This window comes from Mesorhizobium sp. B2-4-12 (genome assembly GCF_006441575.1).
In the GTDB taxonomy this organism is placed as follows: Bacteria; Pseudomonadota; Alphaproteobacteria; order Rhizobiales; family Rhizobiaceae; genus Mesorhizobium.
In genome coordinates, this window is record NZ_VFVC01000019.1 from 45047 (window position 1) to 67006 (window position 21960).

At 63.0% G+C, this 21960-nt stretch carries 20 protein-coding genes; 5 read left to right on the top strand and 15 right to left on the bottom strand.

The features are described 5' to 3' along the window. Window positions 1-43: 43 nt before the first annotated feature. The 9 genes from FJ934_RS13585 to cpaB all read right to left on the bottom strand — a co-directional run bounded on the left by FJ934_RS13585 (window position 44) and on the right by cpaB (window position 8368). Window positions 44-517, bottom strand: coding sequence for a tetratricopeptide repeat protein (locus tag FJ934_RS13585; protein WP_140610129.1), 474 nt, complete (start codon window positions 515-517; stop codon window positions 44-46). Between the two features lie 114 nt (window positions 518-631). After that, entirely contained in the window at window positions 632-991 is a 360-nt protein-coding gene (locus FJ934_RS13590) for a hypothetical protein (protein WP_140610130.1), read from the bottom strand. A gap of 66 nt (window positions 992-1057) precedes the next feature. Then, the gene (locus FJ934_RS13595; RefSeq protein WP_140610131.1) at window positions 1058-2026 is read right to left on the bottom strand and encodes a type II secretion system F family protein; all 969 of its coding nucleotides are present in this window, start codon (window positions 2024-2026) and stop codon (window positions 1058-1060) included. A 1-nt stretch (window position 2027) separates the two neighbouring features. After that, window positions 2028-2993, bottom strand: coding sequence for a type II secretion system F family protein (locus FJ934_RS13600; protein ID WP_140610132.1), 966 nt, complete (start codon window positions 2991-2993; stop codon window positions 2028-2030). 4 nt (window positions 2994-2997) lie between these two features. Then, the gene (locus tag FJ934_RS13605; protein WP_140610133.1) at window positions 2998-4419 is read right to left on the bottom strand and encodes a CpaF family protein; all 1422 of its coding nucleotides are present in this window, start codon (window positions 4417-4419) and stop codon (window positions 2998-3000) included. Continuing rightward, on the bottom strand, window positions 4416-5630 hold the full coding sequence (locus tag FJ934_RS13610; protein WP_140610134.1) for a response regulator/pilus assembly protein: 1215 nt from the start codon (window positions 5628-5630) through the stop codon (window positions 4416-4418). Before FJ934_RS13610 ends, FJ934_RS13605 begins: the two co-directional genes overlap by 4 nt. A 67-nt stretch (window positions 5631-5697) precedes the next feature. After that, window positions 5698-5967 carry a hypothetical protein gene (locus FJ934_RS13615; protein ID WP_140610135.1) on the bottom strand — a complete coding sequence of 90 codons (270 nt, stop codon included), beginning with the start codon at window positions 5965-5967 and terminating at the stop codon, window positions 5698-5700. A gap of 4 nt (window positions 5968-5971) precedes the next feature. Next, window positions 5972-7411 carry a type II and III secretion system protein family protein gene (locus FJ934_RS13620; RefSeq protein ID WP_140610136.1) on the bottom strand — a complete coding sequence of 480 codons (1440 nt, stop codon included), beginning with the start codon at window positions 7409-7411 and terminating at the stop codon, window positions 5972-5974. A gap of 30 nt (window positions 7412-7441) precedes the next feature. After that, window positions 7442-8368, bottom strand: a complete 927-nt coding sequence (cpaB, locus tag FJ934_RS13625; protein WP_246671504.1) for a Flp pilus assembly protein CpaB — start codon at window positions 8366-8368, stop codon at window positions 7442-7444. A gap of 237 nt (window positions 8369-8605) precedes the next feature. Here cpaB and parE point away from each other — a divergent pair, with 237 nt between their 5' ends. Both parE and FJ934_RS13635 read left to right on the top strand, forming a co-directional pair. Next, on the top strand, window positions 8606-10660 hold the full coding sequence (parE, locus tag FJ934_RS13630) for a DNA topoisomerase IV subunit B (protein WP_140610137.1): 2055 nt from the start codon (window positions 8606-8608) through the stop codon (window positions 10658-10660). A gap of 45 nt (window positions 10661-10705) precedes the next feature. After that, entirely contained in the window at window positions 10706-12772 is a 2067-nt protein-coding gene (locus FJ934_RS13635) for an FUSC family protein (protein WP_140610138.1), read from the top strand. 87 nt (window positions 12773-12859) lie between these two features. On the opposite strand, the gene FJ934_RS13640 is transcribed toward FJ934_RS13635, so the two are convergent. Then, window positions 12860-13984 carry a DUF2336 domain-containing protein gene (locus FJ934_RS13640; protein ID WP_140610139.1) on the bottom strand — a complete coding sequence of 375 codons (1125 nt, stop codon included), beginning with the start codon at window positions 13982-13984 and terminating at the stop codon, window positions 12860-12862. A gap of 151 nt (window positions 13985-14135) precedes the next feature. On the opposite strand from FJ934_RS13640, the gene FJ934_RS13645 reads away from it, so the two are divergent. Next, window positions 14136-14588 carry a MaoC family dehydratase gene (locus tag FJ934_RS13645; RefSeq protein WP_140610140.1) on the top strand — a complete coding sequence of 151 codons (453 nt, stop codon included), beginning with the start codon at window positions 14136-14138 and terminating at the stop codon, window positions 14586-14588. Beyond that, the gene (locus tag FJ934_RS13650) at window positions 14588-15469 is read left to right on the top strand and encodes a CoA ester lyase (protein ID WP_140610141.1); all 882 of its coding nucleotides are present in this window, start codon (window positions 14588-14590) and stop codon (window positions 15467-15469) included. Before FJ934_RS13645 ends, FJ934_RS13650 begins: the two co-directional genes overlap by 1 nt. 86 nt (window positions 15470-15555) lie before the next feature. Here the strand turns inward: FJ934_RS13650 and FJ934_RS13655 are convergent, their stop codons facing one another. Continuing rightward, complete coding sequence (locus tag FJ934_RS13655; RefSeq protein WP_140610142.1) at window positions 15556-16164, bottom strand: flavin reductase family protein; 609 nt, start codon at window positions 16162-16164, stop codon at window positions 15556-15558. Continuing rightward, window positions 16165-16749: a nitroreductase gene (locus FJ934_RS13660; protein ID WP_140610143.1), complete on the bottom strand. Its 585-nt coding sequence runs from the start codon at window positions 16747-16749 to the stop codon at window positions 16165-16167. Window positions 16750-16903: 154 nt separating this feature from the next. Between FJ934_RS13660 and FJ934_RS13665 the strand changes: the two genes are divergently transcribed. Then, window positions 16904-17866, top strand: coding sequence for a hypothetical protein (locus tag FJ934_RS13665; protein WP_140610144.1), 963 nt, complete (start codon window positions 16904-16906; stop codon window positions 17864-17866). Between the two features lie 76 nt (window positions 17867-17942). Here the strand turns inward: FJ934_RS13665 and FJ934_RS13670 are convergent, their stop codons facing one another. From FJ934_RS13670 to blaOXA, 3 genes are all read right to left on the bottom strand, one after another. Continuing rightward, window positions 17943-18881, bottom strand: coding sequence for a GNAT family N-acetyltransferase (locus tag FJ934_RS13670; protein WP_140610145.1), 939 nt, complete (start codon window positions 18879-18881; stop codon window positions 17943-17945). Window positions 18882-18966: 85 nt separating this feature from the next. Then, window positions 18967-20943 (bottom strand): threonine--tRNA ligase, encoded by a 1977-nt coding sequence (gene thrS / locus FJ934_RS13675; RefSeq protein ID WP_140610146.1) that lies wholly within the window; start codon window positions 20941-20943, stop codon window positions 18967-18969. A gap of 149 nt (window positions 20944-21092) precedes the next feature. Then, window positions 21093-21911 (bottom strand): class D beta-lactamase, encoded by an 819-nt coding sequence (gene blaOXA / locus FJ934_RS13680; RefSeq protein ID WP_140610147.1) that lies wholly within the window; start codon window positions 21909-21911, stop codon window positions 21093-21095. Window positions 21912-21960 lie beyond the last annotated feature (49 nt).

The following is a 21960-nucleotide window of genomic DNA, read 5'->3' on the forward strand; positions in this document are numbered from 1 at the left end:
TAAGCCGAACGCAAGGCCGGCTTGACCGGCTCGGCCTTGCCCATCAGCCCTTGTTCAGCAAGGCGAGATTTGCGTTGACAACCGTCGGATCGGCCATGCCGGCCTTGGCCTCGAGCAGCAGCGCCCTGGCTTTCTTCTTGTTGCCGCGCAACAGTTGCGAATAGCCCATATTGTTGACGATCTGCGGCCTGCGGCCGGCGACTTTCAGGAGCTGGTCGTAGGCGCGGTCGGCGAAGTCGAAGCGGCCGAGCTCGTCATAGGATGCGGCAAGCCCCATCCAGGCCTCCGCACTGTCGGCCTTCAATTCGACGGCCTTGCGGAAATGCTGTTCGGCCAGACCATAATTGGCGTCGCGAAACTGCGCTTTGCCCTGTCCCAGATCGGAGGTGTCGATGTTTTTTGCCGCGGGCTGAATGGCCGTAGTCTTGGTCGTGTCGACGTTGTTGTTCGTCGTACACCCGGTGATCATAAGGACGACCGCCATGGTGACCGCCGCCGCAAAATTTCCCTGACGCATGCCCTGCCCCGTCGCCCGATTTGTCGGGTCGTTCTTCAGCAAGGACGTTACCACACAGCGGTTAAGCTTCGGTGCCGAAATGCAGCTAAGATTCGGTCTCCGAAAAACCGGCCATTAACCACCACCAGGTGCCGGCCAAACAACGGGACGGTGGCAACCCGGCTGACCGTCATTCCAGTTGGTGAGACGTTTGAGTTCGGCTCGGCCCAGCGGTCGCTTCGCCTGCGCGATTCGTTCGATGGCCAGGCTTACGCGCGGCGTCTGCCGGGCAATGCCGGGCTTTCGCGCGACCGCTTCGACGGATGTGGCGATGCCGCGCGCGACAAGGCCCTGGCCGCCTTCATTCTCGCTGGCGAATAGGAAAATCGCATCGCCTTTGGCGACATGCTTGCCGCCATACATCGTCTTTTGCGCGGTGAAGGCGAATGTCGTCGCGCCGGGGTTGGCAATTTTGGCCTTGATCGCGAACGCCATGCTTGTGGATTGCTCCGCGGACACGTTGGATTGAGTTCAGGCCGACCTGAACTCAATCCGACACATCTAATAGTGCCCACCCGTCAATTTGACGATGATCGGAATGATCGCGATCATCAGCACCACCGGCAGGATGCACACCGTGACCGGCACCGACATCTTGGCTGGCAAGGCATGTGCCTTCTCCTCAGCCAGCGACATGCGCTTGTGACGCATTTCGTCGGAGAAGACCCGAAGCGCTCCCGACAGGCTGGTGCCGAGTTCCTTCGACTGCTGCAGCAGCGTCGCGAAAGAACGCACCTCGTCCAGGCTAAGGCGATCGGCGAGCGCCTTCAGCGCGTCGTCGAGGCTGCGCCCGGCCCTCAATTCCAGCGACACCAGCTGCAGATTCTGGCTGAGCGCGGGATAGGTCTTGGCGAGTTCCTTCGAGACGCGCTCGACACCCGCCTCCATGCTCATGCCCGCATCCGAGCAGACGATCAACAGGTCCATGAAGTCAGGAAAGCCGTTGCGGTATTCGCGCATCTTCTCCCGCACTTTCTGGCTCAGCACCAGGCCGGGCAGGAAGTAGCCGGCCACGCCCGTCAGGATGACGAACGCCCAGCGGCTGGCCATCGTCGCATCGGCGCTGGCCATCCAGCGGTTGATCACAAAGGCTCCCGTCGCGGCACCCACCAGTGCCGCGAAGCGAATGAGGAAGAACATGCCGACGGCGCGCGGCTCCATGTAGCCCGCCTGGATCAGCTTCATGCGCAGCCGGGCAACATTTTCCGGATCGCTCTTGGCGTAGAATTCCTGTGCCCGTTTCACCGCCTTCTCGCGCACGACGCCGGCGTTCTTCTTCTGCACCGGCTCGGGTTTCGCGGCCGCGCGACTGTCGTCAACCTTGAGGCGGCGCTTCACGTCATTGCGATCACCCTTGGCAACCACCATCGGCCAGGCGACCGCGACAACACCCACGGCCAGAAGCGCAACGGCCACCGGGATCAAGGAGGTCGGCGCAAGCGAGGCGAGGAATTCGATGAAACCGCGCATGTCAGAACCTGAAATTCGACATCTTGAACATGATCAGATTGCCCAGCATCAGCCAGGTAACCGACCCGCCAAGCATGTACCAGGTTTTCGGCACCCCCCAGACGTCCCTGTAGAACCCCGGCATCAACGCCATGATGGCGGCAAACAAAAGCGCCGGTATTGCCGTCAGGATATAGGCGGACAGACGGCCTTCGGTCGAAATGGCGCGCACCTTGCGTCGCAGCTTGCCGCGCTCGCGTATTGTCAACGACAGGCCGTCGAGGATTTCACGCAGATTGCCGCCCGAACTGGACTGGATCGAGACGGCGGTGACGAACAGCGGCAGGTCTTCGTGCCCCACGCGATCGAACAGGTTGTTCAACGCCGAAACCAGATCGGAGCCGTAGGTCACCTCATCGGCAACGACACCGAACTCGGTGCCGATCGGATCGGGCATCTCGCGCGACACCATGGCGATGGCCACCGGCACCGGATGGCCGGCCTTGAGGCCACGCGTGATCAGCTCCAGCGCCTCCGGCAGCTGCATGCCGAAACGTTTGTGCCGCCGTTTGCGCATGAAGCGCATCGCGACCACCGGCAGCAGAGGCGCCAGCACGAAGAACAGGATGAGCCCCATGAGCGGCGGCAACCCATACCAGATGGCGACCAGGGCCGCGGCCATCGCCACGCCGCAGGTGATCGTCAGGAATTTCGACAGCGGCATAATCATGCCCGACTGTGTGCGCAGGGCACGGAATCGGTCCGGCGAGAACAGCGACGTGCCGGCATCGAGGCCGCGCTCCTTGCGCAGCTGGATCAGCACCTGTTCCTGGCTGATCTTGTTTTCCTGCAGCTTCATGCGCCGGTTGATGGCGGCGCGCTTGTCGCTGCGGCCAGCGTAAAGAAGATAACAGGCCTCGGCGATCAGGATGCCGGTCAGTGCGGCTCCGGCATAGACGACGTAGATCGCGCTGAATCCGTCGAACACCTGGCTACTCCTGCGGCCGGCCGGGTTCGAAATAGCGCCCGGGAAATTCGATGCCCATGGCGCGCAGGTCCTCGAGGAAGCGCGGCCGGATGCCGGTCGCTTCGAAATAGCCGAGAATTCCGCCGTCGGCATCCATGCCGGTGCGCACGAAGCGGAAGATCTCCTGCATCTGGATGACGTCGCCTTCCATGCCGGTCACTTCCGCAACGCTTGTCACCTTGCGCTTGCCGTCGGAAAGCCGGGTCAACTGCACGATGATATCGATGGCGCTGGCGATCTGACTGCGGATCGACTGGACCGTCATCGGCATGCCGGTCATGCCCAGCATCTGTTCGAGGCGCGAAATGGCATCGCGCGGCGTGTTGGCATGGATGGTCGCCATCGATCCTTCATGGCCGGTGTTCATCGCCTGCAACATGTCGAACGCCTCCTCGCCGCGGCACTCGCCGAGGATGACGCGGTCAGGACGCATGCGCAGCGCGTTTTTGACGAGATCGCGTTGCTTCAGTTCGCCATGGCCCTCGATGTTGGCAGGTCGCGTCTCCATGCGAGCGACATGCGGCTGCTGCAGCTGAAGCTCGGCGGCATCCTCGATGGTGATCAGCCGCTCGTCTTCCGGGATGAAGGCCGACAGTGCATTGAGCATCGTTGTCTTGCCGGTGCCGGTGCCGCCGGAAATGATCGTCGTCTTGCGGGCATGGACCGCCGCGGCCAGCACTTCGGCCATGTTCTGTGTGATGGCGCCGAATTCGACCAGCTTGTGCAGGCCAAGCTTGTTCTTGGAGAATTTGCGGATCGACACCAGCGGCCCGTCGACGCCAACCGGGCGGATGGCAGCGTTGAAACGCGACCCATCCAGCATGCGAGCATCGACCATCGGCTGCGATTCATCGACGCGCCGGCCGACGGCCGCGACGATCTTGTTAATGATTCTAAGCAGATGCGCCTCATCCTTGAACGGAATGTGCACCTGCTGCAGCTTGCCCTTCTTCTCGACGAAACAGTTCTGGTGGCCGTTGATCAGGATGTCGTTGATGTCGGGATCCTTGAGCAGCGGCTCCAGCGGGCCCAGGCCAACCATCTCGTCGACGATGTCGTCCACCAGCGCGTCAAGTTCGGCGGTGTTGATCGCCATCCGCTCCTGGCGGGTTTTTTCCGACACGAAATCATGCACCTGCCGCCGCATTTCCTCCTTCGGCAAGCGCTCCAGGGCGACAAGGTTGATTTCCTCGAGCAGCATCCGATGAATGCGTATGCGGGCATCGAGCACCCTGTTGGCGTTCTTTGCCGGGGCGACCTCGGGTTTTACCGGTAAAGCTTTTCGGCTTGTCGGGATCACCACCGCGTGATGCGCGACCGGCGTTGTTTCGGACGAACGCTGCGGCCGCGCATCGCGGTTCTGCAGGGTGGAAAAACGGCTGGTCATCCGGCCCTCCTCTTCAAAAGGCCCCTGCCGAGACCGAAGAGCGACTTCGACTTGCTGGCGGTCGCGACTGCCTCCTCCGGCAGGATGATCTTCTTCAAATCATTGACCACGTTGGCATTGGCGTCGATCTCGTGCAACGGCACGCCACGGTCGACCGCCTCGCGCACCAGCCGGTAGTTGTTGGCGATGCCGCCGACGAAATGCTCGCCGAGGATTTCCTGGACATCCGCCTGCTTGATGCCATTGTCGAACATCTTCTGCTCGAAGCGATTGACGATGACGTTGGGCTTCACCTCCTTGCCGGCGGTCTCGTAGACGGCCTGGATCAGCCTTTGCGTGTGGCGCAGGCACGGCACCGTCATTTCGGCGACGATGTAGAGCTTGTTGGAGCCGAGCAGCACCGTTTCCGTCCACGGAAACCAGGTGCGCGGCATGTCAATGACGACATTGTCGAAATAGGCCGAAACGAGGTCCAGCATGCGCACCACGACATCGGTCTTGAAGGAACGCATCTCCGATGGGTGCGTCGGCGCCGCCAGCACGCAAAGTCCGCTGGCATGTTTCGAGAGCATCACGTCGAGGAGTTGCCGGTCGAGGCGTTCGGGCTGGTTCTCGATCTCGGTGATGTCGAAACGCGGCTCGAGGTCGAGATATTCCGCGCAGGCGCCCTGCTGGAAATTGAGGTCGACCACGCAGGTCGAGGCGCCGCGCGTCACCGAGTGATGCAGCTGGAATGCCGTCTGCAGCGCCAACGTCGTGGTGCCGACACCGCCCGCGGCCGGCATAAAGGTGTAGATCTGCGACTCGGTGTTTTCCTCGCGCCCCGGCCCTTGCAGTGCCCGCACGACCGATCGCACCAGGTCGGCCGTGGTGATCGGCTTGACGAGAAAGTCCGCGACCTTGAGCTGCACCAGGATGCGGACGGCGGCGGCGTTGAACTCCTGGGTGACGACGACCACCGGGGCCTTGCCCTCCAGCCTGCGCATGACGCGCTGCAGCGATTCGATCTCCTCCAGCTTCGCCGCGTCCATATCGACGATGATGGCGCCGAAGTCGGTTTCCTGGATCTCGCCGCGCAATTCGGTGACATTCTTTTCCACCGTCGAGAGCTGGATGACCTCGGAGGCGGCGAATGCGGTGCGTGTGTCCTGCACGAAGGTGCTGTCCGTCGATACGAGCAGGATCTTCTTGGTCTTGATGCCGTTTGCCATTCTCGCCGCCTGTGAAGTCGATCCCCGCCTGGATCAGTTGCCCGCCTGAATCAGTTGCCCGCCTGAATCAGTCACTTGTGCTTGTCTGCGCCGTCTTCGCGCCAGCCGCCTGATCGGATGTGACGGGGGCGGCATCACCGCGCTTGGCCGGCACGAGGAGTCTGGTGTTCTGGACACCGTACTTCCACGGATCGACCATCTGCATGACCGTGTTGGCGGCCTGCGCTTCGCCGGCGCCTGTCGTCGGACCTTCGCTGCGCACATAGTCGTCGCTGGTGCAGCCGGCGGCGATACCGGCAAGAAGCAACGCGATGCTTGCTCTCAGGATCACACGCATCGCTTCAATCCTTCGGCAGGTCGAGGAAATGACCGACCGTGGTGGCCGTCCGCGCGGCGCTGCCATCGGCCAACGCCAGCGCACGGCCGTTGTTCGCCCCCTTCACCTCCTCGGTGTTGTTGAGAAAGTAGTCGACGTTGCTGGCCGGTTGAGTGCCGTCCGTCGGCCCGGCCATCTTCTTCGACGGATCGACGGGCTTGACCAGGTAGGGCGTGACGATGATGACGAGGTCTGTCTCGCGCCGCTGATACGATTTAGACGAGAACAGCGGTCCGAGCACCGGCATCTTGCCGAGGCCTGGAATGCGCGAGGTGGTGATGTCGTTCTGCGACTGCAGCAGTCCCGCGATCATGAAGCTCTGGCCGTTCTTCAGGTCGACCGACGTCTTGGCGCGGCGAACGATGAAACCGGGCACCGAAATGTTGCCGATATTGTAGGAGGCCGACGCATCGATGGAGGATACTTCCGGCGCGATGTCGAGGCTCACGAGCCCGTCCTTGAGCACGGTCGGCGTGAAGTCGAGGCTGACGCCATATTTCTTGTAGCTGACCGAGATCTTGCCATTGTCCTCCGAAACCGGGATCGGAAATTCGCCGCCGGCCAGGAAGCTCGCCGTCTCGCCGGACCGGGCAATAAGGTTTGGTTCCGCGAGGCGTCGGGCAAGGCCGCGCTCTTCCAGGGCCTTGATGGCGATGTCGATCGAGACGCCGTTGGACAGCAGCCGGCCGATGGCTTCACCGGTTCCTGCCGCCGGCACCGCCCCGGGGTCAAGCGAAACATCGCGTCCACCAAAGCCGTAGGCAAAGTTGGCGCTGTATTTGGCGCCGAGATCCTGACCTGCCTGGCGGTTGATCTCGACGAAGCGGACGTTGAGCTGGACCTGCTGCGACGATGAGATGTTGACCGAATTGATCACTTCTTCCTTGCCGGAGAAGCGGGTGGCGATCTTGTTTGCCTTTTCGGCGGCGACCGCGTCATCCGCCTCGCCCGACAGCACGACACGGCCATTGGCCGAGCCGACCTTGATCTTGGCATCCGGCACGCTGGCGCGGATCGTGCTCGCCAGCTGGTCGGTGTCGAGCGTCACCTCGATGTCGATGGTGCCGACCAGCTGCTTCTTGTCGTCGAACAGCGCGATACCGGTGGTGCCGAGATTGTTGCCGAGCACATAGAAAGACTTGTCGGTCAGTGGATTGACGTTGGCGATCTCCGGATCGCCGATAACGATCTGGTAGAAGGCAGCACTCGTCATGATCGTCTTGGGCTTGCCCTTGGCGACCTTGATCGATGCATTCCTGGTCGACGAGACGTAGACGACATCGTTGTCCGCCCTGGCGGCGCCGGGTAAAGCGAGCACTCCGCTCGCGGCCAGCGAGGCGACCATCGCCAAGGCGCGCACGAAGTGCCGCCGAGCCGTCATTCGATATAGCGTACGCATCAACATTGTCCCGTCTCGTCCGGTCCCCACCGGCCTTTATTTCTGGTCCCGCGAAGGAACCTGATATTCCTCGGCCTGTGTGCCGCGTGTCACGATGACCGTCTTGAATGTCGGCTTCTCAGGCTCCTTGGCCACCGCGTCGAACAGCGAGCCGGCCGCCGCCTCGGTCTTGGACGCCACCGATCCGCCGAAGGAGGAAATGGTGGTGACGCCGCCATTGCCGTCACCGCCTTCGCTGGCCGACCGCAGCGACAGCGACAACGTGCCGACGGTGCGGGCAAGCGCCACTTTCTGCGCGCCATCGGTCGTCACCTGGATGGTCACGGAATTGGCCACCTGCGGCGTCGTCTGACGCTCGTCGGCGCCCTGGCCGACGCTGAGCACCTTGGCATCGGCGACGACGATTTCGGAGGTGACGGTCGAACCTGCAGCCCCTTGGGCATTCTTGGCCACTTCCTGGATTGCGCCGGCATCGCGTGTCAGCACGACATCGACCCGGTCGCCCGGCGTGACGAAGCCACCGACGCCGGCGATCTCGTCGGTCCGGATGGTGACCGCCCGCATTCCGGGCGCAAGCATGTTGGAGAGCGTCGCACGGCCGTTTGGTCCCGACAGCTTGGCCAGCAGCACCGGCTCGTTGACCTCGATCGGTGACAGCACCACGCGGCCGCCTTCGCCGAGCAATCCGTCGACGGTGGCAAAGGCGCCCTGCGGCAGGGAATCCTGCGGCCACGGAATTTCGCTGAGCTTGGCGCGGTCGATCTCCATGCCGTAACGCAACGGCGCGTTCGCCACGACGATGGTCTTGAATTCGATCCTGGGCGGCGCTGGAGTGGCGATCGACGCCGTCTTTTCCCCGACATCGGCCTTGGCCTGGCTCTTTACCCAGAAATCCGCGGCAAAGATCGAGATCGCGCCGAAAACGGCGGCGATGCCGATCATCGTTATGGCCTTGCCCTTCACGCCGAAACCCCTGATGCCCGCAGTTTCTTGTTATGTTGGGCTCACGCTAGGCGGCATTGTTAAAGAATCAGGTATCCCGCACGGCCGCATTTGATCTATTTCCGGCCGCTTGGTTATCGAATGGTTTTAGGATAAGAGGGGCTAGACCCCCGAACGTAACAGGAACCTCCGTCGCTTGGCGCTGAAAAGCGTGGCAGTATCGACGGGTGATTCGCAGCATCGGACTCTATGGCAGGCATGGACGAAAACAACGATCTCTTCGCCAATATGGACAAGCAGCCGCAGCCGGTTCGGGCGGCCGCGCGCCCGGCGGATCCGCTGGTCCAGGCGGCAAAACGCCCGGCGGCGTCCAAGGACGGCAGCGAGGGCTACAGCGCCGCCGATATCGAGGTGCTGGAAGGTCTGGAGCCGGTGCGTCGTCGGCCAGGCATGTATATTGGCGGCACCGACGACAAGGCCATGCACCACCTGTTCGCCGAAGTCATCGACAACTCAATGGACGAGGCGGTTGCCGGCCACGCCACCTTCATCGATGTCGAACTCTCGGCCGATGGCTTTCTCACCGTCACCGACAATGGCCGCGGCATCCCGGTCGACCCGCATCCGAAATACAAGAAGCCCGCGCTCGAAGTGATCATGACGACGCTGCATTCGGGCGGCAAGTTCGACTCGAAGGTCTATGAGACGTCAGGCGGCCTGCATGGCGTCGGCGTTTCCGTCGTCAACGCGCTGTCGGACCATCTCGAGGTCGAGGTCGCGCGTGGCCGGCAGCTCTACCGCCAGCGCTTTTCGCGCGGCATTCCGGTGAGTGGCCTTGAGCATCTCGGTGAAGTGCACAACCGGCGCGGCACCAGGATCCGCTTCCATCCCGACGAGCAGATCTTCGGCAAGGGCGCGGCGTTCGAACCGGCGCGGCTCTACCGCATGACGCGTTCGAAAGCCTATTTGTTTGGCGGTGTAGAGATCCGCTGGACCTGTGACCCCTCGCTGATCAAGGAAAAGGATCAGACGCCGGCCAAGGCGGAATTCCATTTCCCTGGCGGCCTCAAGGACTACCTCAAGGCGTCGCTCGGCGACGAATTTCAGGTGACGCGGGAAATCTTCTCTGGCAAGAGCGACAGGCAAGGAGGCCATGGCTCGCTCGAATGGGCGGTGACCTGGTTCGGCGGCGACGGCTTCATCAATTCCTACTGCAACACCATCCCGACCGGCGAAGGCGGCACCCACGAGGCCGGCTTCCGTAACGTGCTGACGCGCGGCCTGCGCGCCTATGCCGATCTTGTCGGTAACAAACGCGCCTCGATCGTCACCTCGGAAGACGTGATGATCTCGGCGGCGGGCATGCTTTCGGTGTTCATCCGCGAACCGGAATTCGTTGGCCAGACCAAGGACAGGCTGGCGACGATCGAGGCGATCCGGATCGTCGAGACCGCGATCCGCGATCCCTTCGACCATTGGCTGGCCGACAATCCGCAGGAAGCCTCGAAGCTGCTCGAATGGGTGATCGCTCGCGCCGACGAGCGCGTACGCCGCCGCCAGGAAAAGGAAGTGTCGCGCAAGAGCGCGGTGCGCAAGCTGCGGCTGCCGGGCAAACTCGCCGACTGCACGCAGAACGCCGCCGCCGGTGCGGAACTCTTCATCGTCGAAGGCGATTCCGCCGGTGGCTCGGCCAAGCAGGCGCGCGACCGGGCCAGCCAGGCAGTGCTGCCGTTGCGCGGCAAGATCCTCAACGTCGCCAGCGCCGGCAATGACAAGCTGGCCGCCAACCAGCAGATATCGGACCTGATCCAAGCGCTCGGCTGCGGCACGCGCTCCAAGTATCGCGACGAGGATTTGCGCTACGACCGCGTCATCATCATGACCGACGCCGACGTCGACGGCGCCCACATCGCCTCTCTGCTGATCACCTTCTTCTATCAGGAGATGCCGGCGCTGGTGCGTGGCGGTCACCTCTATCTGGCGGTGCCGCCGCTTTACTCGATCAGGCAAGGTGGCAAGGTGGCCTATGCCCGCAACGACGCGCACAAGGACGAGCTCCTGCGCACTGAATTCACCGGACGCGGCAAGGTCGAGCTCGGCCGTTTCAAGGGCCTGGGTGAAATGATGGCCTCGCAGCTCAAGGAGACCACCATGGATCCGAGGAAGCGCACGCTTCTGCGGGTCGATGTGATCGATGCCGAGGCGGCGACCAAGGACGCGGTCGACGCGCTGATGGGCACCAAGCCGGAGGCTCGCTTCCGCTTCATCCAGGAACGTGCCGAATTCGCCGAAACGGAAGTGCTGGATATCTGAGCGCCCCCTGCTCTACCTTGTCCGTGCGGGTACGGAGTCGAACATGTGATCGGGGCGCGGCTGAAAGATTATCTCGGGACACGGTTCGCCGACCTGACGCGACCCACGCGCTCGGACTGGATCTTCGCCCTTAGAACCGTTTCGGCCGGCCTGATCGCGCTGCTGGCCGCCTACGCCCTCAAGCTCGACCATCCGCAGTGGGCGATGATGACGGTGTTCATCGTTGCCCAGCCGGTCGCGGGCATGGTGCTGGCCAAAGGCTTCTACCGCCTGCTCGGCACATTGGCGGGCGGATTAGCGTCAATCGCCATCACCACGGTCTTCGGCTCCAATCCGTGGCTGCTGGTGACCGTGCTTGCCGTCTGGATCGGCATCAGCACCTTCGTCTCGTCGCTGCTGCGCAATCCCGAGGCCTATGGCGCGGCGCTTGCCGGCTACACCGCGATGATCATTGGCCTGCCGGCTTTCGGCCAACCCCATCTCGTGGTCGATCTGGCGGTCGCACGCTGCGCTGAAATCGTGCTGGGCATAGTCTGCGCCGGCGTGACCAGCCGGCTGATCCTGCCGAAGCTGGCGGGCGATGCCATCATCGAAAGGCTGAAGCGCTCCATTCTCGACCTTGCCATTTATGCGGGCGGTGCATTTTCCGGCCGCGACAGCGCGGTCTTGGCCGATCTTCACCGAAAGCTGATCGCCGAAGCGGAGATACTTGGTGAAATGCGCGTCTATGCAAGGCTGGAGGCGCCGAGCCTGGCGACCCGCGCGCATCCGGTCCGGCGCACCATCGGCCAGCTTCTGTCCGCTCTGTCGGCCGCGCGCGCACTGCATGCCCATGCCGCGCCAAAGAACGCGGCGCTCATTCCCGTGCGCGCCGACCTGCATACCCTGGTCAGGGAACTCGCAGGCAAACCAGGCGCTCTCGAGGACACCACGCCGTGGGTGGTGCGGCTCGATACCATCGCCGCCAAGGCACGGCAGATGCCGGACATGCCGGATGGGCAAGGTGATGAGAGGCTCGGCACCATCACTCGCCTGACCATCGCCGCCGATTTCGCGGAAGCCTTGAAGCAGGTGCTGCGCGGCCTCGACGCGTTGCGTGCGCCAGCCCCGCGCGCCGCCCGTGTGCGCAAGCAGCCGGCGCTGGTGGTACACCGCGACTACCATGCGGCCTCGCGCAACGCTGTGCGCGCGGCACTCGCCACCTTGCTGGTCGCGGCCTTCTGGCTGACGACGAAATGGTCGGAAGCCGCGGGCACGGTCATCCTGGTCTCCGTCGTCTCCAGCCTGTTCGCCGCCCGCCCCGATCCCGTGCAAGTGGCCTGGGGCTTTTTCAAGGGCACCTTGCTGGCCCTGCCCTTTGCCTTCGTTGTCGGTCAGATCGCCTTGCCCGCCTTGCCCGGCTTCGGCTGGTTCACGATCTTCGTCGTGCCGATCCTGGTGCCTGCCGCGCTGGCGATGGCCAATCCGCGCTATGTTGGCGTGGCGACGGCCTTTGCCATCAATTTTCTGGCTTTCCTCAGCCCGCATCAGGCGATGACCTATGATCCCGGCCCTTTCCTGGCGGGTTGCGCATCGATCCTGGTTGGCATCCTGCTGGCAATCGGTGTTTTCATCGTTGTGTTGCCCTCCGATCCGTGGATCTTCGTCAACCGCATCGTGCGTGTGATGCGCGAAGACCTGGCGCGCCTCTGCTTGCATGAGCGTGTGCCAAGACGTACCGCTTTCGAGAGTCTCGCCTATGATCGGGTCAATCAACTGATGTCGCAGACGCAGCGCATTGGAAAAAAAGGCGATGCGGTTCTGGACGGCAGCATAGCCGGTGTCACCGTTGGCGTCGAAATCCTGCGCCTGCGCCACGCGCTGCAAAGTTCCACCTTGGCAGCCGAAACGACCCTCTCGATCTCGAATTTTCTGCGCGGACTGGCGCGCGAGCTGTTGTTCCGGCGGCCAGGCGAGCCGCAGACTTCAACCGTGACCGTCGCCAGACAGTATGCGGCTATGATCACACAGCGAAGCAGCGCCGGTGAAATGCTGCAGATCGCAGCCTCGCTGCGCATCATCGCCGCCGCGATCGAGGATTTTCCGGATTTCTTCGCGAAAGACCGAGGCTAGAGCAATTCAGGAAGAGTGCGCAGCGGTTTTCCTGAATTGCGCAGAAAAAAGAATTAGAGCGGGGTCAACGATTCCATCTGAACCGCCCTAAGCCGCCGCGATCGCCAGTGCATGGCCGCGTGCGTTCTCGCGCAGCGCGTTGAGATGGATCGACTTGACCAGGGCGGCAAGATCGCCTTCCGCGGATTGCCCGCCCAATTCCTTGAGCATCAGCCAGCTGACTTCCTGCACGCCGGCAATGCGCTTGCCATTGGCGACCTCCCGCCAGATTTTCAGCGCACGCAGGATAATCGCATGCGTGGAGACGGCGAGGCCGGCGCTACGGAACAACGCGTGTAAAGCCACATCATGCCCGCCTGCCAGCAGCGCCCTCACCCGCTGCTCGGGCTGCTGGCCGAGCGCGACCAGCGTGGAACCGAAGAAATCGACCTTGCCATGCGCGATGGTGCGGATGAGGAAGCTCGCCGTGAGATCGCCACGCAGCCTGAGATGTTCGATCAGCGCGGCGTGCTCTTCCTGCCGCGTGCCCTCGATCAGCGTTACCGAGGCCTTGACGCAGGCATCGCGCATGACGCGGTCGGCACGCGCGGCGCCCATCAGGGCCATGACCAGCGGCGACGTCTTCAATGTCTCGCCGAGCTTGACGAGCAGCATGTGCCGGCAGTCGGCAGGCAGGCGGGCATCCGATATCAGCGCTTCTCGCACCCGTGGGAGATGCCCGTGGCGTTCGGCCATGCGGCGGAAGCTCAGCGAAGCAATCTCAGCGCCGCTGTTGGCCAGCAGGACAGCGCAGGCTTCCGCCTCGCCGATCTCGGCGATGGCCGCCGCCAGCGCCATCGAGACGAGCGGGCGGTCGGCGATCAGCTTCTGCGTTGCCTTCGGGCTCGCCGCGACGCGGTTGATCAGATCGGCGTCGGTGAGCAGCGGTGAGCGCGCCAGCACGACGCCGGCCACCTCCGGCTGGTCGGACGCCAGCGCACTGATGATCTGCAGCGGCGCGTGGTGGCTCATCGAAAGCGCTTCGGCCATTGCCAGCCGCACTTTCGACGAGGCATCGTCGAGCAGCAGCGTCAGCGCCGCTTCGGCGGCGCAGCGGTCCTCGAACGGCAATTCGGAATTGACATAGGCCCGGGCCAACGCATTGGCCGCCGCGGCACGCTCCGACACCCTGGCCGTGTAGATCCATTTCAGGAAATGCGAAACAACAACCATGCCGCCTGCCAACGCCCTTTGCCGGAAGGTTTCCAGCCCCGTGCAGACGGTAGGCAGAAATGGTTTACGAACCGTTCACCATGTTCATTAACTGGCTTGCGAGCGCCGGATGCAGCGCCTATCAACCGTCAGACAGCGCAGGAGACGGAGAATGGCCGGACTATACCTCGAAGAGTTTGTCGTCGGCCACGTCTTCCAGCACACGCTGCGCAAGACCGTGACCGAGAGCGACAACATGCTGTTTTCGGTGATGACGTTGAACCCGCAACCGTTGCATATCGACTTCGATTTCGCCGCGAAGAGCGAATGGGGCAAGCCGCTGGTCAACTCGCTGTTCACGCTCGGTCTGATGATCGGCATCTCGGTCAACGACATCACGGTCGGCACGACGGTCGCCAATCTCGGCATGAAGGAAACCGTGTTTCCGCATCCGGTCTTCCATGGCGACACCATCCGCGTCGAGACAACGGTTGTCTCGGTACGCGAGTCCAAGTCGAAGCCCGATCGCGGCATCGTCGAATTCGAACACCGCGCCTATAATCAGCATGGTGATCTGGTCGCCAAATGCGCCAGGCAGGCGATGATGCTGAAGAAGACCACCTGATGCGCTCGCTGCTGTTTGTCCCCGGTGATTCCGAGCGCAAGCTGGAAAAGGGATTTGGCGCCGACGCCGATGTGGTGATCATCGATCTCGAGGACTCCGTGGCCCCGCACAACAAGGCAACGGCGCGAGAGGTCGCGGCGCGCTTTGTCGCCGAACGCCGGGGGCAAACCGGCTCGGCGATCTATATCAGGGTCAACGATCTGGCGAGCGCACTGACGGATGATGATCTTGGCGCGCTCATCCCGGCGCGACCGGACGGCATCATGCTGCCCAAGTCCAACAGCGGGCAGGACGTCCAGCAGCTCTCGGCAAAGCTCAGGGTTCGCGAGGCGGAGAACGGCCTGCCCGACGGCTCCATCAAGATCCTGCCGATCATCACCGAAACCCCGGCTGGCGTGCTTGCCGCGGCGACTTATGCCGGCGCGAGCGCGCGGCTCGCCGGCCTCACCTGGGGCGCGGAAGACCTCTCGGCGGCGATCGGCGCTCGCTCAGCCCGCGACGGGCACGGCCGCTACACCGACGTGTTCCGCCACGCCCGCCTGACGACCATCCTGGCGGCCGGCGCCGCGGAAGTCGCGGCGATCGACACCGTTTTCCCGAATTTTCGCGACATGGCAGCCTTCGGCGCGGAATGCGCCGAAGCCGAGCGTGACGGCTTTACGGGAAAGATGGCGATCCACCCCGATCAGGTGCCCGTCATCAATGCCGCCTTCACGCCATCGTCCGAGGCGGTGAAACAGTCGGCGGCGATCGTCGCGGCGTTCGCGGCTGCCGGAAATCCAGGCGTCGTCGGCATCGACGGCAAAATGTTCGACCGTCCTCATCTGCGGCTCGCCGAGCGGCTTCTGGCACGCGCGAGGGCGGCGGGGATTTCCGCCTAGACGCGCCAATCGCTACCATGCGCGCCGCCTTGACAGCTCGGCGACCGAATGCCGTCAACGCGCTGTGATTTGCCAAAGCCTGGAATCTATTCCTTGCCCCAGCGCGGCCGGCGCATCGAAAAGATTTCGTTGACGCTGGCATAGTCCATGTAGCCGAGGCGAGCCACGTTGCCAGCCTTGGTGACGTCGAACAGGCCGTCTTTCAGAAAAGCATCGTCGATGTGCACGCCCACCACTTCGCCGGCGACGACGACGGCGCTCGTCGGCGCCCCATTCAGCGCCTTCGGGCGAAAGATCTCAGTCACCCGGCATTCGAGCGCGGCAGGCGCTACCGCCACACGTGGCGGCCTGACGAGACGCGAAGGCGCCATGGCGAGATCGGCATAGACGAACTCATTGACGCCACGCGGCGCATTGACGGACGTGTAATTCATCTTCTCCGCCAGATCGCGGCCGACCAGGTTGGCGACGAACTCACCGGTCTCCTCGGCGAAGGAGGCGCTGTCCTTCTCGCCCTCCGAGGAGAACCAGACGATGAAGGGCCGCGTCGAAATGGCGTTCAAGAAGGAGTACGGCGCGAGATTGATCTCGCCAGCCTTGTTCAGGGTCGATATCCAGCCGATCGGGCGTGGCGCCACGATCGCCTTCGACGGATCGTGCGGCAGCCCATGCCCCTTGGACGGCTCGTAGAACATTCAGCCCGCCCAAGGCCCGGTGTAGTCGGCGTAGAGCTTTGCCGGATCAGGCCGTGGCCGCTCCGGCGCGGGGCCGGCATAAGAGCCGATATGGATGAAACCGACGACGCGCTCCCGCGGCGCCAGTCCAAGGATCGCCCTGCCCTCCGGCACATCGGAATACCAGTTGCTGATCATGTTGGTGCCGTAGCCCAGCGCGTTGGCTGATATCATCAGGTTCATCGCCGCCATGCCGCCGGACAGGAACATCTCCCATTGCGGTATTTTGGGATTCTCTTTCGGCACCGACACCACGCCGATCACCAGCGGCGCGCGCGAGAAGCGCGCCAATTCCTGATTGCGGCGGCCCTCGGGCAGCGGCCCTTCCCGCTGTTCGGCAAGTTCCGCCAGCTTCCTGCCGATCTCGACACGAGCATCGCCACGATAGAGGATGAAGCGCCAGGGTTCCAGCCGGCCATGATCGGGTACGCGCGTCGCGGCGGCGATCATCGTCGCGATATCGGCATCGCTGGGCGCAGGCTCCTTGAGGTCGGGAATCGGCGCTGAATTTCGGGTCAGCAGGAAGTCGATGATAGGCGACGCCATGGGCGCAAGTCTCCTGGACACTCTGTTTTGAGCTGAAGCGCACCATCGGGAATTCGGGTGGCTCGGGCAAAGGCGCGCGAGCGCCGGACTGAAGAGTCGCGGATCGGACTCTTAAGCCTTGAAATTGCCACCGCCATGGGCTTCAACGCAAGGCATGTTTGAGGGGCGACTGCGACTTTTCCTGCTTCGGCTCTGTGCCGTGCTGTTCTTGCTGCCGGTCGCCATGGCCGTTGCGCAGGAAAAGGACGGCATAAGCGACCTCAAACTTCCCGGAATTTCGAGCTATGCGACGCCCAAAAGCGAAACGCCGCTCGCGCTGGGCGGCGGCGGCTCGATCACGCTTTCCGCCCAGCTGACCGACAAGGGCGCCGACATCACCCGGGGCCTCGTCTGGCGCGTCTTCAAGCCTGAAGCCGTCAATGGCAAATTGCCGATGGTGGCTTCCGCCCATGGCGGCAACGCCGTCTTCCAGCTCGAGCCCGGCAGCTACCTGGTTCATGCCTCCTATGGCCGCGCCGGCGCCACCAAACGCATCACGGTCGGCAAGGACGCCAAGCGGGAAAGCCTCGTGCTCGATGCCGGCGGCCTGAAGCTCGACGCGGTTCTGTCCGGTGGCGTGCGCATACCGCCGAAGAAGCTGCGCTTCTCGATCTACGAGGGCCATGCCGCACCCAATGGCGACCGCGCGCTGATCATTCCCGATGTCGAGCCCAACAGCGTCGTGCGGCTCAATGCCGGCATCTATCACGTCGTCTCGACCTATGGCGCGGTCAATGCGGTCATCCGCTCCGACATCCGCGTCGAGGCCGGCAAGCTGACCGAGGCCACCGTCGAGCATCACGCCGCCGAAATCACGATGAAGCTGGTACGCGAAGCCGGCGGTGAAGCCATCGCCGATACGTCGTGGTCGCTGCTCAATGAATCCGGCGATCCGATCAAGGAGACCGTCGGCGCCTTCGCCTCGATGGTGCTTGCCGAGGGCGACTACACCATCATCGCCAAGAACCGCGACCGTATTTATCAAAAGGATTTCACGGTCGTGGGAGGGCAGAACCAGGAGATCGAGGTTCTGGCCACCGAAGCCGCGGCGATGGATCCCGAGGAAGGCGCGGATTAGGGGGGCCGCCGGAATCGGCCTGGCCGCGACCGGTCGTCCGCATGATATATTAGTGATATATCAAGGCGAAACGTTGCTAAGCGGCCAGTTTGGTCCGTGCGGGCAAAAATGGAATCCGGCGGCGCGGTAAAGGCGGCGCCAGGTCGAAGACGCCGCGATAAAGCCGCTCGAGCAGCGCCTTGCGGTCGCGCAAGAACTGCAGATCATTCCAGGTCAGCACATCGCCGACACGCACCTCGATCGACCGGCCGGAGAGCCGCGCGAATTCGTGGATGAGCAGCGAGGTGCGCAAAGTCAGCGATGTTTTGCCGACGAACTTTGCCACGCGCCCGTCGCGCTCGGCCATGTTCATCGGGCCGCTGACGAGGTGGAACAGTCGGCCGTTCTGTCCTGAGAAATGCATCGGGACCACTGAAGCCTTGGCGTCCTGGATCAGCTTGGCCGGGAACATCTTCCATGGCAGGTCGATTGCCCGGCCGAAACCCTTCGGCGCAGTGGCGACGCCGCCGGCCGGAAACACGACGATGGTGACGCCTTCCCTCAGCAGCCGCACCGCCTCATGACGCACCGCCAGATTGTTCTTCAACGCTTCCTTGGTTTCGGAAAAATCGATCGGCAGCGAATAGGGTTCCATCTCGCGGATCTTGAGCAGATCCTTGTGGATCATCACCCGGAACGGCCGCCCCAACTGCTCGGCCAGCGAGAGCGCGGCGATGCCGTCGCCGATGCCGAATGGATGATTGGCGACGATCACCAGCGGCGTTTCGGGCAGGTCTTTCGGCGGCCATTGGCCGGCTATTTGCATCCGCACGTCGATCAGCTCGAGCATGCGGCTGAAGATGCGCTCGCCGCTCGGCACCACCTGGCGGCGCCAGAAATCATAGAGCACCGCGAAACGATCGCGGCCTGAAAGGCCTTCGACGGAGTGAATGAACCAGCGCGCCAATGCCGGCTGGCGCGGATTGGCGTAGGAAAGCTCGGGAAAGGGTCGTTGGCGCAATTTCAGCTTGAGCATAGGGGCTCGTTACTAGATCGGCGTGACAGGGATGTGAAAATGGCGGTGGATCGCTCCACCGCCATTCGATCGAATCCGTTTTCGTTCAGGCAGCGCGCTTGCGCCGGCGATCGGGTGTGATGGCTTCTTCGCTCAGTTGTGCGATCGCCTGGGCAAGGCCGAGCGACTCCTGGTCGCGCGAACCCAGGCGGCGCATGTTGACCGTCTGCTCTTCCGCTTCGCGTTTGCCGCAGACGAGGATGACCGGCACCTTGGCCAGGCTGTGCTCGCGGACCTTGTAGTTGATCTTCTCGTTGCGCAGGTCCGCTTCCACAGACAAGCCGGCGGCCTTGAGCTTTGCCACCACTTCGGTCGCATACTGGTCGGCGTCCGACGTGATCGTTGCCACCACCACCTGCAACGGAGCGAACCACAGCGGGAAATGGCCGGAATAGTTCTCGATCAGGATGCCGAGGAAGCGCTCCATCGAACCGCAGATGGCGCGATGCACCATGACAGGCTGCTTCTTCTCCGAATCCGAGCCGATGTAGAAGGCGCCAAAGCGTTCCGGCAGGTTGAAATCGACCTGCGTCGTGCCGCACTGCCATTCACGACCGATGGCATCCTTCAACACATATTCGAACTTCGGCCCGTAGAAGGCGCCCTCGCCCGGATTGATCGAGGTCTTGATCCGGTTGCCGGACCTCGACCTGATCGTCTCAAGCACGCTGCCCATGATCGCCTCGGCATGGTCCCAGGCTTCGTCGGTGCCGACACGCTTGTCCGGCCGCGTCGACAGCTTCACGCTGATTTCGTCGAAACCGAAATCCGCATAGGTCGACAGGATCAGGTCGTTGATGCGCAGGCACTCCGACGCCAGTTGCTCCTCCGTGCAGAAGATATGCGCATCGTCCTGCGTGAAGCCGCGCACGCGCATCAGCCCGTGCAACGCGCCCGACGGCTCGTAGCGATGCACATTGCCGAATTCCGCAAGCTTTACGGGCAGATCGCGATATGATTTCAACCCATGCTTGAAAATCTGCACATGGCCCGGGCAATTCATCGGCTTCAGCGCGAAGATGCGGTCGTCATCGGTGTCGTCGCCCGCAACCGTCACCTTGAACATGGCGTCGCGATACCAGCCCCAATGGCCTGACGTCTCCCACAGGCTCTTGTCGAGCACCTGCGGCGCGTTGACCTCCTGGTAGCCTTGTTCGTCGAGGCGGCGGCGCATGTAGTTGACAAGGTTCTGGAACATCTTCCAGCCCTTGGCATGCCAGAAGACTACGCCTGGCCCCTCCTCCTGGAAATGGAACAGGTCCATCTCGCGGCCGAGCTTGCGATGGTCGCGCTTCTCGGCTTCTTCCAGCATCGTGTGATAGGCTTCGAGCTGCGCCTGGTCGGCCCAGGCCGTGCCGTAGATGCGCGTCAGCATCGGGTTGTTCGAGTCGCCGCGCCAATAGGCGCCGGCCACCTTCATCAGCTTGAAGGCGTTGCCGATCTGGCCGGTCGAGGCCATGTGCGGGCCACGGCAGAGATCGAACCAGTCGCCCTGCGCATAGATCTTGAGGTCCTGGTCCTCGGGAATGGCATCGATCAGTTCAAGCTTGTAGCGCTCGCCCTTTTCGGCAAAGACTTTCTTCGCCTTCTCGCGCGACCAGACTTCCTTGGTGAACGGTTTGTTGCGCGCGATGATCTCGCGCATCTTCTTCTCGATCACCGGAAAATCGTCCGGGGTGAACGGCTCGTTGCGGGCGAAGTCGTAGTAGAATCCGTTCTCGATCACCGGCCCGATGGTCACCTGCGTTCCCGGCCATATCTCCTGCACGGCTTCCGCCAGCACGTGCGCGGCATCGTGACGGATGAGTTCCAGCGCGCGCGGGTCGTCACGGGTGATGATCTCAACCTTGCCGGACTTGCCGAGCGGATCGCTGAGGTCGCGCACGGTGCCGTCGATGGCATAGGCGACCGCCTTCTTGACCAGCGACTTCGAGATCGATTCGGCGAGACCGGCACCGGTCATCGCCGCGTCGTATTCGCGGACGGAGCCATCGGGAAATGTCAGGGAAACGGAATTCAGCATTGAAATCTCCTATCCAGTCCCGCAAACGAGCGCGGGTGGTAAAAATGCACGTCGACAGCGGTTCGGGCCTGCGGCGTGCATCAGGTTAGCCGGAGGCGTCCGGCGGCGGCAGTCTTTTATGAGCAGATGCCGCCGCCGTAAAGCCCGGCTCACCGGATCAGTTGCGGCAGGTCCTTCAGGAATGCGGCCCGTGTCGCCAACCCCTTCGGCATGTCAGTCCGTTTGGCATCGACGACGAGCCGGGCGAACACGACCTGACGGCCGTCTTTCTGCGCCCAGCCGACAAACCAGCCGAGCGAGCGCCTGCCCTTGCCACCCTCGCCGAGCCGGGTGCTGCCGGTCTTGCCCTGAACGGCCCAATCGCCAGCCTTGAAGCTCGGCATGATGGCGCGTGTCATTTCATGCGCCTTCGCCGACACCGGCATCTTGCCGGCGAGCACCTGGCGCAGGAAGGCGACCTGTTCGACCGGCGTGATCTGCAGCGAGGAGTTGACCCAGGAACGGGTGAGCCCATCATCCTTGCCGGGATTGCCGGAAACGTCGCCGTTGCCATAATTGAACCTGGAGACATAACCGGCAAACTTTTCGTTGCCGAGCCGGCGCGTGATCTCGCGCGAGTACCAGAGAACCGAATCGCGTTCCCAAATCGCCGGATCGACGGCCTTCTGGTCCCGTTTCACCGCATTGAATTCCGGCTTGTAGTTCCAGGTTGGCGTATGCTCATCGCTCAGGATCCCGGCATCATAGCCGATCAGCGAAAGCGGCACCTTGAACGTCGAGGCGGGACTGAACCGTTGGTCGCATACCCCGTCCTGGTAGAGCGTCTTGCCCGTCGCGGCGTCGGCGATCAGCGTGCATTGCACATCCTCCAGCGGCGCCGACTGCGCGCGCATCGGAAACCCCAGCAGCCAGGCGAGCAGGAAGAGGACTCCGGCCAGGATAAAAGGAAGCCGATCGACATTACGCATTTTTCTGCTCGCTCCAGAAGGGGGTTTGGGAAGCGGCTTAACGAGGTCT

Coding starts and splice junctions, on each gene's coding strand:
- FJ934_RS13585 (WP_140610129.1), bottom strand. CDS start 517: ATGCGTCAGGGAAATTTTGCGGCGGCGGTCACCATGGCGGTCGTCCTT.
- FJ934_RS13590 (WP_140610130.1), bottom strand. CDS start 991: ATGGCGTTCGCGATCAAGGCCAAAATTGCCAACCCCGGCGCGACGACA.
- FJ934_RS13595 (WP_140610131.1), bottom strand. CDS start 2,026: ATGCGCGGTTTCATCGAATTCCTCGCCTCGCTTGCGCCGACCTCCTTG.
- FJ934_RS13605 (WP_140610133.1), bottom strand. CDS start 4,419: ATGACCAGCCGTTTTTCCACCCTGCAGAACCGCGATGCGCGGCCGCAG.
- FJ934_RS13610 (WP_140610134.1), bottom strand. CDS start 5,630: ATGGCAAACGGCATCAAGACCAAGAAGATCCTGCTCGTATCGACGGAC.
- FJ934_RS13615 (WP_140610135.1), bottom strand. CDS start 5,967: ATGCGTGTGATCCTGAGAGCAAGCATCGCGTTGCTTCTTGCCGGTATC.
- FJ934_RS13620 (WP_140610136.1), bottom strand. CDS start 7,411: ATGTTGATGCGTACGCTATATCGAATGACGGCTCGGCGGCACTTCGTG.
- parE (WP_140610137.1), top strand. CDS start 8,606: ATGGACGAAAACAACGATCTCTTCGCCAATATGGACAAGCAGCCGCAG.
- FJ934_RS13640 (WP_140610139.1), bottom strand. CDS start 13,984: ATGGTTGTTGTTTCGCATTTCCTGAAATGGATCTACACGGCCAGGGTG.
- FJ934_RS13645 (WP_140610140.1), top strand. CDS start 14,136: ATGGCCGGACTATACCTCGAAGAGTTTGTCGTCGGCCACGTCTTCCAG.
- FJ934_RS13650 (WP_140610141.1), top strand. CDS start 14,588: ATGCGCTCGCTGCTGTTTGTCCCCGGTGATTCCGAGCGCAAGCTGGAA.
- FJ934_RS13655 (WP_140610142.1), bottom strand. CDS start 16,164: ATGTTCTACGAGCCGTCCAAGGGGCATGGGCTGCCGCACGATCCGTCG.
- FJ934_RS13660 (WP_140610143.1), bottom strand. CDS start 16,749: ATGGCGTCGCCTATCATCGACTTCCTGCTGACCCGAAATTCAGCGCCG.
- FJ934_RS13665 (WP_140610144.1), top strand. CDS start 16,904: ATGTTTGAGGGGCGACTGCGACTTTTCCTGCTTCGGCTCTGTGCCGTG.
- FJ934_RS13670 (WP_140610145.1), bottom strand. CDS start 18,881: ATGCTCAAGCTGAAATTGCGCCAACGACCCTTTCCCGAGCTTTCCTAC.
- thrS (WP_140610146.1), bottom strand. CDS start 20,943: ATGCTGAATTCCGTTTCCCTGACATTTCCCGATGGCTCCGTCCGCGAA.
- blaOXA (WP_140610147.1), bottom strand. CDS start 21,911: ATGCGTAATGTCGATCGGCTTCCTTTTATCCTGGCCGGAGTCCTCTTC.